Annotated in this window: 8 protein-coding genes and 1 tRNA gene; 4 read left to right on the top strand and 5 right to left on the bottom strand. The window is 55.2% G+C overall.

The window, feature by feature from the left end:
* From IOB61_RS16155 to IOB61_RS16140, 4 genes are all read right to left on the bottom strand, one after another.
* The coding region (locus IOB61_RS16155; RefSeq protein ID WP_290818918.1) for an FAD-binding oxidoreductase at nucleotides 1–743 on the bottom strand (743 nt) is incomplete at its 3' end.
* A gap of 68 nt (nucleotides 744–811) precedes the next feature.
* Nucleotides 812–888, bottom strand: a tRNA-His gene (locus tag IOB61_RS16150).
* Between the two features lie 87 nt (nucleotides 889–975).
* Complete coding sequence (locus tag IOB61_RS16145) at nucleotides 976–1,572, bottom strand: hypothetical protein (RefSeq protein ID WP_290818916.1); 597 nt, start codon at nucleotides 1,570–1,572, stop codon at nucleotides 976–978.
* A gap of 93 nt (nucleotides 1,573–1,665) precedes the next feature.
* A complete protein-coding gene (locus tag IOB61_RS16140) occupies nucleotides 1,666–4,611 on the bottom strand; it encodes an insulinase family protein (RefSeq protein WP_290818914.1) in 2,946 nt (981 codons plus the stop codon).
* Nucleotides 4,612–4,725: 114 nt separating this feature from the next.
* Between IOB61_RS16140 and ggt the strand changes: the two genes are divergently transcribed.
* Together ggt and IOB61_RS16130 are read left to right on the top strand one after the other, a co-directional pair.
* Nucleotides 4,726–6,534, top strand: a complete 1,809-nt coding sequence (gene ggt, locus IOB61_RS16135) for a gamma-glutamyltransferase (RefSeq protein ID WP_290818912.1) — start codon at nucleotides 4,726–4,728, stop codon at nucleotides 6,532–6,534.
* 185 nt (nucleotides 6,535–6,719) lie between these two features.
* Nucleotides 6,720–7,316 (top strand): beta/gamma crystallin-related protein, encoded by a 597-nt coding sequence (locus IOB61_RS16130; RefSeq protein WP_290818910.1) that lies wholly within the window; start codon nucleotides 6,720–6,722, stop codon nucleotides 7,314–7,316.
* 75 nt (nucleotides 7,317–7,391) lie between these two features.
* On the opposite strand, the gene IOB61_RS16125 is transcribed toward IOB61_RS16130, so the two are convergent.
* Nucleotides 7,392–9,917: a TonB-dependent receptor gene (locus tag IOB61_RS16125; protein WP_290818908.1), complete on the bottom strand. Its 2,526-nt coding sequence runs from the start codon at nucleotides 9,915–9,917 to the stop codon at nucleotides 7,392–7,394.
* A 245-nt stretch (nucleotides 9,918–10,162) separates the two neighbouring features.
* Here IOB61_RS16125 and IOB61_RS16120 point away from each other — a divergent pair, with 245 nt between their 5' ends.
* Entirely contained in the window at nucleotides 10,163–11,704 is a 1,542-nt protein-coding gene (locus IOB61_RS16120; RefSeq protein WP_290818906.1) for an acyl-CoA synthetase, read from the top strand.
* Nucleotides 11,697–12,056 (top strand): class I SAM-dependent methyltransferase (locus IOB61_RS16115; protein WP_290818904.1); only part of this gene is annotated, 360 nt, incomplete at its 3' end. The genes IOB61_RS16120 and IOB61_RS16115, both read left to right, overlap by 8 nt.

Raw genomic sequence — 12,056 nt, 5'->3', positions numbered from 1 at the left:
GATAAAAGATAGAGACGACCAGCGCGTATGATAGGGCTTGATAAGTCTGCATGCGCAACACGTAGCATCTGCCCCTTCACAGCGCTGAGGGCGGTCGTGATTGGCACTGACTCCGCCAGGCGTGCCGCACCAAAGCCATTTGCCAAAATGATGAGTTCAGATTCAAGCTGGGTCCCACTGGCCAACTCAACCCAATTTGGGCCGATTTTTTGCGCCTGGCCTTGGACAAATTCGCCACCCAGAGACTGAAACAGGGTGCAAAGGCGCTTTAAGGCCGCGCGCGGCTCTAGAGCCCGTTCATTCGGCGCCTCAAAGGCGGCCATGGCATTTAGGCCTTCGGGAACTTTTGCGGACTTGACCTCCAGCCCATGGGCTGCCGCGCGGTCAGCAAGTTTCTCCAGTGCAATGCACTCGCTGTCGCTGCGCGCGACAAAGTGCGTCGGGCTTTGCAACGCAATATCACCTGCTTTTGCAAGCTCGAGCCAAAGAGCAGCACTTTCCATCGCAAATTGAAGATAGGCATCCGGGCAGGCCGGGTCTGCGGCCATTTCATAAAGTGGGGCCAGCATGCCACCAGAAGCCCAGCCTGCGCCCCTGACGCCTGAATCAAGTATCCTGACCTGAAACCCATCTTGTAACAGCCGAACACCCGCGCACAGGCCAACCGGACCAGCACCAACAATGAGAATCGAAGCTTGAGAGCGCAGGATCATAAGTTCGGCTGTATCATGGGGAAGGCTCAACCCTCAGCCAAAAAAGGAGCGCTGTTGCAGCCGTCCATAACCCTGTGAAGATATGGACCGAATTCGCATGGTACCGTGAAGTGGAATTGAACCACTGACCTCCAGAGCCACAATCTGGCGCTCTAACCAACTGAGCTACCACGGCACACATGCGAGGGGGCGGGGGATATACTGTCCGCCCCATTTCTTCAAGTCCTTTAGTGTTCAAATCGGTGTTTTGCGTCAGCACACGTCAAACCAAATAGCCCAATTTCTCGATCTGGGCGCGCAATCTGGCAAGACGAACAGGTGACAAAGGGAGATCTGCGAAACCGCTGGAATTGCGCAAACTTTTGGATGCAGCCCAGCGGCCCCAAAGGCTTACAACGGCGCGCGGGTCATAGCCTGCTGCAAGGAGGGTTTCTAAGGCAATCCGGTCTATGGCTTCGCCGCTAGCTTTGGTTTCGATCGCACCTGCACGCTGACTGAGCCAGACAGCCAGTTCTGCCTCTAATTGGCATGCTTCTAGGAAACCCGTTGTCATCCACAATCGGCCACCGGAGGTGACCTCAGCGCGCACCCCCTTTGTATCGATCATACCAACCACAAGCGTCTCTTGGGGGCGGCCCAAGACGCCCCAGATCTGGGTGGCAACTTTCAGAACCCGATCAAAGTCCGCTCCAGATTGGCGAAGCTTGCGAACCGCTGGCCTGCCCGCTCCGTCTTCAAAGCCCGAAACAGATGCAAGGGCCCAATCAGCCTTTCCGGCCAACAGTACGGGCAACAGGCCCAAGAGCAGGCCACGTCGATGCGGCTTTCGCCCCTCACCTTTCGTGTCGCTCTTATCCATCTGCATGCTCACCCTCGCGGCCCTTTGGCTTTGCCAGTCGCCAGCAATGGCCGCTACGCCGCCCAGATTGGCAAATCAAGCCTCCGGCTTGATTTACGGTTTGGCAGGGGTGGCCCCAGTCTCCTGCTTTACTGGTGTTTCCGGCAAAACCTGAATGCGGATCGTGTTTTGTGGCACGAGATTGCGCTTGGCAATTTCGTGCAATTGCGCGGGCGTTATGGCAAGAAGGCGCGCTTCGGTTTCTGCTTCGCGGTCGCGAACAAAACCACTTTGCGATCCGGGCAATTTTGGCGCATCCAGTTCAGACAGCATGAATGACCAAAAACTATTGCTTTGACGGGTGCGTGGACGACCCTTGACGGCTGGCTCTATCACGCGGGTGAGTTCATCCTGCGTGACGCCATTTTTCACCAAGTCTGCCGCGATCCCATCAATGATAGCTTCTACAGCCTTGACTTGATCTGGCGTAACCGACGCGTGGGCATAAAAGCGACCAAGATCTGCGAGAGTTGAGAAAGTCCATCCACCGTCTGGCGAGTAGGATTGGCCCGCCGCTTCACGCACCTTGTCGGTTAAGCGCAGCTGGAGAATGCTTGCCAACACGAAATAGCGCTCGGCCTCGAACGGATCAATTCCGCCTTTGGTACGCCAGGATACATGGACAATTGCCTGCTCTGGCGGCCCCTTATGGGTCAAAATGCGCGCAGGTTTTCCAGTAGGCACCGATTTAATCGTCGCCAACTGCTTGGTGTCTAGGGTTAGGCCAGCCCGCTTTGGCAAGGTGCCAAAGGTCTTGGCGACTGCAGCAACAACGGTCTCGTAATCGGCGTCCCCAACCACCACAACATGGATTGTACCCTCATTCAGCAAACGCTTTAGTCTTGCTTTGCCTTTCTCGTCATCGCTCTGAAGATAGGCCTGAAGATTTGGTTCAGCATAGATTGGGTTACCCGTCTCAAAATAGGTTGGCGCAAAGAACGCATAGACGCCCGAAGCGGTTTGAGTGTAGGAATCCCAACTTGCTTTAAGCGCATCACGTGCCAGTCGGGCGGGTCGTGGCCCAAGACGAGGCTCTACCACTTGACTCAACATTACTTGCAATTGCTCTGACAGATCTGCGATCGCAGGGCTCGCAAACATTTCCAGTGTGTCTGGGTCTATCCGCACAGAAGCCAGTGACGTGGAACGACCAGCGAACGCGCTAATGGATTGATCCAAAGTCAACGCGCCCACTCCGTCGCCACCCCAAGCAGCGTCGGCAAATCCGGACCAATGGGGATCATCCTGCGGGAAAGCCAAATAGCCCGCATTAATCCCAACTCGGATTGCCGCACGGTCTTTGGTGAAGTCGGTATGCATGAACGAAAGGCGCACCCCGTTTTCGAAAGTTACCACTTTGGCTTTGGGATATGTCAGGTCTTCGACTTTTTTGATTTTGCCTGTGGGGCCGAGATTTAAGGGCTTAAACTCAGCCTTCTGGGCGACTTCACGCGTTGGCAATGGTGCGGCCATCGCGGACTTCCAAGCATCCATGACAGCGGCTTCCCCGCCTTCAACGGGCTTTTTGCTGAGCATAACCAACGACGGCTCAGCCCCCTGCCACCAAGCAGCAAACGTGCTGTTGACCACTTCTGGCGTTAACTCGACGGCCCAACGCTCAAAATTAGCCAGATTATCCTGCGGACTTAAAATGATCGCGTCTGCGCCCAAACTGCCGATCAACGTGCCGGCTATTCCTGTGGTTCTTCGTGTCGGCTCTTCCTTGATGGCGCGCTCGAGGCGAAGCCTGCCTTCTTTGATTTCTTCCTCAATCTCTGCTGCGGTAAAGCCCGTTGCCACTGCTTGTCGCATCTCAAGCACAACGGTCTTCAACGCTTCTTGCCACGCGTCTTCTCTTGGCATGACAGTAAGAGTTGCCACAAGGCCGTTTTCGTCAGCTGAATTTTGGTAAAAGACGCCCAGTGTCGGCGGGTTATCGACCAATTGTAGTCGCGCTAATCGTCGCTGAAAAACACTCTCGGCGACCGACTGTCGGAATGACCATTTGCGCTTCTCGCTCGTATCGAGGTCGCCATAATCGGTCTCATCAGGGCGCGTGAGCGTGGCCATCACAACAATCGGCTGTTCCGGTTCCACAATGATTTTGGCTTGAAGTGGCGTTGTCTCCCAATAGCCATTGTCGGGTTCGGGAGGGGCTTTGGGAAGCTTGGGCTTCCAATCTGAGAACTTAGCCGCAATAAGCGCCTTTGTTGCCTCCACATCGACATCGCCAGTCACGACCAAGATGGCACGTTCGGGGCGATACCAAGTCTCATAAAACTCGCGAACTTTAGCCGAAGTTGCCGTTTCTATAACCTCTTTCACACCAATGGGCTCGCGCAGGGTTGCGATATCCTTGGGACGCAAGAACTGGCTAACCTGTCTCCCAATCCTCCGCCCCGGCCCATTGCCATCGTTCATTTCAGAGATAACGACCCCGATCTCGCGTTTGATGGCTTCATCCTTCAATAACAGCCGATCTGCCGTCTCACGAAAAATCGAGAGCGCGGTATCCAAACGGCCACCATCGGCACTGGGGATATCTAGCTTGTACATGGTCTCTTCTAGGGTCACATGCGCATTCACATGGCTGCCGAAGCTTGCGCCTAAGCGCTCCATGGTTTTGGTCAGTTCACCTTCGGGAATATTGGTGGAACCGTTAAAGGCCATATGCTCAATGAAATGGGCAAAACCACGTTGATCATCGCGCTCGTGCTTTGAGCCCACATCAATTCGGAAGCGCAGAGAAACTTGCTTTTCCGGCAGTTTATTGGGCCGGATCGCATAGCGCATGCCATTAGGCAGCACACCATAAATCACATCCTTACTGGGCTTAAGATCAGAGCCTTCCCAAGGCCACACGGCGCCGGGAGGCTTTGCAGCGATCGGCCGCGTCTGACTGATAGCTTGCGCGTCCACCGTTTGGGGTAAAACTGGCAAAGCAATCAAAAGCAAAAGACAAAAAAACGAAGCGGTGCGCACAATAATATGTTTAATCATAGCTCGATCCAACCACAGGTTAAACCCTTTGCCAAGGTGGCAGACGCGCTAGATGACGTGGATCACAATCTTGTTTACAGTCTCCCAAAATCCAGGCTGAAGGGGTCCAAGCGCATGCACATATCAAGATATTTCTGGCAGAAAATCGGTTCCTGCGCCCTTGCAGGCAGTATCGCTCTTGCACCGCTCCAAAGTGTCCACGCCCAAACGAGTCCCCATAATGGTATCGTCCGGCCTGGAGACCGCATTGCAGGGCCAGCTTTTGCCACCCGCAGCCCGGCTTATGGTATGAATGGGGCCGCAGCCACCGCCCATCCAATCGCAACCCAAATTGCGATTGATACACTCAAACAAGGTGGTACCGCCGTAGATGCCGCCATCGCGGCCAATGCGGCTTTGGGACTATTAGAGGCTACGGGTAATGGCATTGGTGGCGACTTGTTTGCCTTAATCTGGGACCCCAAGACACAAAAACTCTATGGCATCAATGGTTCTGGCCGAGCACCGATGGGCATGAGCCTTGCTGACCGCGCCGCCCGCGAAACCAAGATTAAGACACGTGTGCCGGGCAGCCGTCCATCCTTTGGCAGCCTGACCGTCACCGTACCCGGGGCCGTTGATGCCTGGTTTTCCATGCATAGTCGGTTTGGCAAATTGCCCATGGCCAAGGTCTTGGCACCAACCATTGCCTATGCCGAAGCAGGCACGCCCGTCCCGCCCATGATTGCTCATTATATGGCAGGCAATTTCCGACGGCTCGATGAACGGGCTAAGGCGGGCGAAGTGGAAGAGTTTGACAATGCGCGCAAAACCTATTTCGCCAATGGCCCAGTGAAAGCGGGTGAAGTCTTCAAAAACCCCGATCTTGCGAAGACCTTGAGCTTAATCGCGCGCGGGGGACGCGACGCGTATTATAAAGGCCCAATCGCGCAGACAATTGATGCCTATATGCGACGTATTGGCGGGCCTTTGCGTGCCAGCGACCTTGCCGCCCACAAAAGCGAATGGGTCGAGCCGATTTCGGTCAATTATCGCGGCTATGACGTCTGGCAATTGCCGCCCAATAGCCAAGGCGTAACCACACTGCAAATGCTGGGCATCCTCAATCAGTTTGACATGGCCAAGGCGGGCTTTGGCACGGCAGAAAGCCTGCATTTGCAGATTGAAGCCAAACGACTTGCCTTTGAAGATCGCGCCAAATTCTTAGCCGATCCCGCCTTTGCCAAAGTGCCGACCAAAGGGCTGATTGATCCGGCCTATTTGAAAAGCCGTGCCGCACAGGTCGATCCTAACAAAGCCGCAGTTGAAGTCAGCGCCGGTGACCCCAGTCAGTTTGAAAAGGGCGACACGACTTTCTTGGTGACTTCAGATTCCAGCGGGATGATGGTTGCGTTGATCCAGTCCAATTACCGCGGCATGGGCTCTGGTTTGGTTGCGGATGGATTGGGCTTCATGTTCCAAAACCGGGGCGAGGCCTTCTCGCTCGATCCGGCTTCACCCAATGTCTACGCGCCCGGCAAACGCCCGTTCCACACCATTATTCCTGGCTTTGTGACTAAGGATAATCAAGCCTTCATGGCTTTTGGCGTCATGGGCGGGGCGATGCAGCCGCAAGGTCAGACCCAGATTGTCGTGAATATGATCGATTATGGCTTGGACACTCAATCCGCAGGAGATGCGCCTCGTTGGCGGCATGAAGGGGGCTGCGAACCTGAAGGTGGCTGTAAGCCTGGGCTGGGACGTGTTGCTCTTGAGTCTGGCTATCCTGATGCAACCCGTGCGGGCCTTGTCCAAAAGGGTTGGACGGTGAGTGGCGGAGATGGTGATTTTGGCGGCTATCAGGCCATTAAGCGCGACCCAAAAACCGGCGCCTATGAGGCAGCGACCGAGAGTCGCAAGGATGGGACTGCTTTGGCCTATTAGGGCAAAGTGCATGGTGGTCGAAGTCCAAGGGGCAGTCGCTGACTGCCCCTTCTTTGTTTGCTGCCGGTGCGCCAAACATGAACGGAAGTGAAATGGCAACCTCACAGGTCGTTCAGATGGCGCGCTTTAAAGAAGTGTCATCGCCCCAAGCACTCGGACTTGGAGCTTGCCTCAGGAGACTGAAGATGAAGAAAGCTCTGATACTTGCCCTCGCCGGCCTGACCACGCTGGCCAGCGCCCCTGCTGCTGAAGCCCAACGCTTTGACCGCAGCCGCCCCTCCATCACCCTTTATGCCGGAACCGACTTCCGCGGGCAGGCAGTGACCATTACCGGCGATGTCCCCGATTTGCGCCAACTCAATTTCGACGAAGCAGCCGGTAGCCTGATCGCGCGCGGGGACTGGCAGGTCTGCCTCGATCCCGATTATGGAAGCCGCTGCCGCACCTATAGCGACCGCATCCCGAATCTTGAATCCTTCAAAGGGCGCATTTCCTCGGTGCGTTACGTCGGCCGCGGCGGCTTTGGTAATCCCGGCTTTGGTGGCGGTTTCGGTGGAGGCGGTTTTGGCCCTCCAGGGGGTGGCTACACCAGCCCACCTCGCTACAATGGGCAAACAACAACAGGCCGCGCGACCGTTTTCTTTCCAGGGACCATCTCACAAGGTCAGTTTGGTGGCCGAGCTGATGCAAACCAATTCTGCCGCGATCAAGGCCTACGCGATGCGGTTTATTCGGGCCAAGATCGCAATGGTAATCTGGAAGACGTGCTCTGCCGTCGATAGATTGCTGTAGACCCAATAAGAAAAAGGCCGCGGTGTCACCACCGCGGCCTTTCCATTTAACGGCTGTCTTGCCGATTAGAAGTCGAGCGAAACGCGACCATACACATAACGGCCAGAGAAGCCGAATGGCGAATAACGCGAGAAGGCTGTTGCGCCAGAGTTATTCAAGGTCGTGAAGGTCGAAGGCGTCAGGACCGTGGTGCCTGGCGTCTTGCGTGGATAGACGTCGGTTGCGTTCTCTACGCCCAAGGTCAGGCTGATCTTATCGGTCAGCTTGTAGCGGCCTTCGATGTCAAACAAGACTTCTGGGGTCAGCTTGATATCACGTGCGGCATCGGTACCTGGCTCGGTCACTTCACCATAATACGTGGCCTTAAAGGTCGCACCGAATTTGCCAAGGCTCCAATTGGTGTTGAACGAAGCCTTTTGCTTTGGCTGGCCCTCGGTCAGCGTCAGCGTGTTGATCCGGTTGAACAATTGGGTTGGGGTCAAGCCAATTGCGGCCAAGGCCGGAATAACTGGGGTCTTGTCCAACTTGGTTTCATTGACGCTCATGCTACCGGTAAAGTCAAAGCGACCAAAGTCGGTGCGCAGGCGATAGCTTGCAACCAAATCCGCGCCCTTGGTGGTGCTGTCCACACCGTTCAAGAAGAAGCGCACGGCGTTGATGCCAACGATACCATTAGCAGCCAACAAGGTGCTGACCGCTGGCTGGTTCAAGTTTTCCGACAACACAATCCGGTCGCTCAACTCGATCTGGTAAGCATCCAAAGTGACGTTGAAATCACCAAAGCGGAACACGCCGCCGAGTGAGTAATTCACCGATTCCTCGGGCTTCAACTCTGTACCGCCCAAAGCGCGACCAATTCGTGATGTCGATGGCACGGTCAAGATTTCCAGAGGCACACCTGCAACCACATTGGTGGACGAGGCAGTGAAGAATTGCTGTTGCAAGCTTGGAGCCCGGAAACCGTTGGAAACCGAACCACGCAGGGCGAACATCTCGTTGAAGTCATAGCGACCCGAGATTTTGCCGCTGACATTGTTGCCAAAGTCGGTGTAGTCTTCAACGCGAACGGCACCCGAAACCAACAAAGCGTCGGTTACATTGACTTCCAAGTCGATATAGCCGCCGATGGCGTCACGCGATACGCCGATTTCGTTGGAGGGTTTGAAGCCACCAAAGCCTTGGGAGCCAGCAACAAAAGTACCTTGCTGGAAGTAAGAGCCAGGCTCGCCCGCGAAGATTTCATAATGATCGCGACGGGCTTCTAGACCAACTGCAACGTTCAAGTCCGAAGCCAAACCAACATTATAGCCCTTCACAGCCGCCAAATTGACGACGGTTTGGGTGTTGTTAAAGCCACCTGCATTGAACGAAGTTGGGCTCGCAACGCCCAAAGAACGGTTCAACGTATCGCGGATCACGAATTCCATTTCGTTGAAGCCGCGGTTGACGCTGAGATCGACATCCCAGCCATTCCACTTGGTTTCCATACCCATAGCGAAAGAATTGTCGCTGATCAAAGAGTTGATCTTGGGCAAGAAGCCATTTGGATAGATTTCAACCACGTTGCGGCTATCGGCTGGCCAACGGAAGAAGGCTGCCGAAGTAGAATCGCGACCTTGAGCACTCAGCCAGCCATAGAGGCGGGTGGTGTCGGTCAAATCGATGCTGGCATTGGCGAACAACGTGCCTTGGATCAGCTCACCGTCGCCATATTGCTGGTTCCAGCGGTTGATGGTGGCTTCGCGCGGGTCCAGCGCGCCGCTCGGCAGCAAATTGTACAGGCGGCGGGTGTCATAACCTTGGCGGTTGATGGACTCGCGGTTCTGAATTTCTGCCGCGATGGTCAAAGAACCATTTTCAAACAGAGGCAAACCAACCCAGGCATTAACCGTCGTGGTCGCACCATCGTTTGCATCACGCGAGCGGATCGTTTGCCAGCTTGGGTTAGCAATAATGTTCGCGGCGGTGAAGTTCGTGGTGCCGTTTGGCAATGGTGGTGCAGGATCGGTGTTTACCGTGGTTTGGCGTTGGCCATAGGAAACCGTGACATTGCCACCCTCGCGGCGCTGCTTCAGGCGCAAGTTGATCACGCCAGCAATTGCATCCGAACCATATTGTGCCGAAGCGCCATCGCGCAGCACTTCAACCGATTCCAAGATGCCCGTTGGGATGGTGTTCAAGTCAACGGAAGATGAACCGCGGCCGATTGAGCCGTTGATGTTCACCAAGGATGCCGTATGGCGACGCTTGCCATTGACGAGCACCAAGGTTTGGTCTGGGGCCAAGCCGCGCAAGGTTGCTGGACGCACAGAGTCGGTACCATCAACGATGGCTGGACGGGGGAAGTTGAAGCTTGGCAAGGCAGTGGCCAATTGCTGGTTCAACTCGGGCGAGCCTTGCTGGCTCAATTGTGCGGATGACACAACGTCAACGGGAGCTGCGGTGCTTAAGGCAGAACGTGCAGCAACTCGGGTACCCGTCACAACAACGACTTCGGCTTCCTTGGTTGCAGGGGCTTCCTGCGCAAACACTGGCGTCGCCAAAGCGGCAGCGCCCATCGCGATAATCATCGCGCGAATTGAAATTTCCATGATTTTTCCTCTTGAGTGGGTACACACCCTCGGGGGGGCATGTGATCCTCGGCACCCCGGGTTTCAAGTCGACCCCTGACACAATCATCCCTTCGACAGGCTAATTCGCCGCCTATGGGGGCTAGCTGTTGCACATTGGTCACAATTTTGGGTTCACAGGTTCCTGACTTGCAACATTGGCTGTGCGATGCCACGACTAGATACGCGCCGAGATCGCAAAGAATCTCGCACGATGGGAGTCGTCCATGCATCCAGTACACCATGCAGCTCAAACGCCAGACAAGTCCGCTGTCATTATGGCAGGCTCTGGCCAGTCGTTAAGCTATGCGCAGCTCAATGCGCGATCCAATCAAGTCGCCAATCTTTTGCGCGGCCACGGTCTTAAGGCGGGCGATGCGATCGCGGTCCTTCTCGACAATTGTCCAGAATATTTTGAAATTGCTTGGGGTGCCCAGCGCTCGGGCCTCTATTTCACCTGTCTGTCCACCAAGCTGCAAGTTGATGAGATCGCTTACATTTTAACCGATTCTCATGCGAAGATGCTGTTTGTCGGGGCAAATTTCTTGGCACTGGCAGAAGATGCGATGCGCCATGCTGGGGTTAGTATCCCAGTCGTGGTGATTGGCGGTGCGGCGAAGGGTCATGCAAACTACGCCGAAGCGCGTGATGGCCAGACCTCTGATCCCATCGCTGACGAAAGCGCCGGGGCTGACATGCTCTACTCATCGGGCACGACAGGGCGGCCAAAGGGCATCAAAATTCCACTAACCGGCGCCCCAATTGATTCACCCAATGCCCTGCAAATGATGGCACAGGCCATTTATGGTATTACGGCAGATAGCCAATATCTCTCCCCTGCCCCACTTTACCATGCTGCACCGCTGCGCTGGTGCATGTCCGTCCATAAAATTGGCGGGACCGTTGTTGTGATGGAGAAGTTTGAGCCGGAGGCCTATTTGGCCACGGTAGAGCGGCACCGGATCACCGACAGCCAATTGGTGCCCACCATGTTTGTGCGCATGCTGAAACTCGAGGAAGCAATCCGCAAAGCTTACGACCTCTCTTCCCTCAAAATGGCCGTACATGCCGCTGCCCCCTGCCCTGTGGCGATCAAGCAGCAGATGATGGACTGGTGGGGCCCGATCATCCACGAATATTATGCAGGCACGGAGGGAAATGGCTTTTGCACCATTTCGCCCCAGGATTGGTTGCGCAAAAAGGGCAGCGTCGGCAAAGCCCTTTTAGGTGAACTGCGCATTGTTGGCGAAGATGGCGAGGTGGTTCCGACTGGGGAGTCGGGGACTGTTTTCTTCGCCAATGGCCCACAGTTTGAATACCACAATAGCCCGGAAAAAACCGCCGAAAGTCGCCATGCGTTAGGCTGGTCGACCTTGGGCGATGTTGGCTATGTCGATGAGGAAGGTTTCTTATTCCTGACAGACCGCAAGGCGTTCATGATCATTTCTGGCGGGGTGAACATCTATCCGCAAGAAAGCGAAAATGTGTTGGTTACCCACCCCAAAGTCGCCGATGTTGCGGTATTTGGCGTGCCGAACGAAGAATTTGGCGAAGAAGTCAAAGCCGTGGTTCAGCCCATGAATATGGACGATGCTGGCCCCGACTTAGAGGCCGAACTTTTGGCTTTCTGTCGCGCCAGCATCAGCCATGTAAAGGCACCACGCTCCATTGACTTTATGGCGGAATTGCCGCGTTATCCCACCGGTAAATTGTATAAGCGGCTGCTACGCGACCGCTATTGGGCCGGTCGGGAGAGCAAGCTTGTCTGAAGGTAAAAACCAAGCGCAGAAAGAACTTTGGAACACATTTGCGGGGGAACGTTGGACAAGGCGGCAAGTCGATATTGACGCGATGCTGGCTGGCTTCACCCAAGCCCTGATGCAGGCCTCTGGCCTAGAAGGCAGTGCCCCGCAAACGGTCCTCGATGTTGGCTGTGGCTCGGGTGAAACCTCGTTGATGATTGCCGACCTTGGTCACAAAGTGACCGGGGTTGATATCTCAACTTCCTTGCTGGCCTTGGCTCAAAAACGCGCGGGGAACCGGGAGAATATAAGGTTTCTCGAGGGCGATGCGTCAGACGGGGTGTTTGACGAAGAATTTGACCTCTTGATTTCGCGCTTT

The sequence above is a fragment of the Aquidulcibacter sp. genome, from assembly GCF_020253525.1.
Lineage (GTDB): Bacteria > Pseudomonadota > Alphaproteobacteria > Caulobacterales > Aquidulcibacteraceae > Aquidulcibacter.
This window is presented reverse-complemented; position numbering and strand designations above follow the sequence as displayed.

Bases quoted from the DNA above. Each gene is read 5' to 3' on its own strand.
- IOB61_RS16145 (WP_290818916.1), bottom strand. From the start codon at position 1,572: ATGGATAAGAGCGACACGAAAGGTGAGGGGCGAAAGCCGCATCGACGT.
- IOB61_RS16140 (WP_290818914.1), bottom strand. From the start codon at position 4,611: ATGATTAAACATATTATTGTGCGCACCGCTTCGTTTTTTTGTCTTTTG.
- ggt (WP_290818912.1), top strand. From the start codon at position 4,726: ATGCACATATCAAGATATTTCTGGCAGAAAATCGGTTCCTGCGCCCTT.
- IOB61_RS16130 (WP_290818910.1), top strand. From the start codon at position 6,720: ATGAAGAAAGCTCTGATACTTGCCCTCGCCGGCCTGACCACGCTGGCC.
- IOB61_RS16125 (WP_290818908.1), bottom strand. From the start codon at position 9,917: ATGGAAATTTCAATTCGCGCGATGATTATCGCGATGGGCGCTGCCGCT.
- IOB61_RS16120 (WP_290818906.1), top strand. From the start codon at position 10,163: ATGCATCCAGTACACCATGCAGCTCAAACGCCAGACAAGTCCGCTGTC.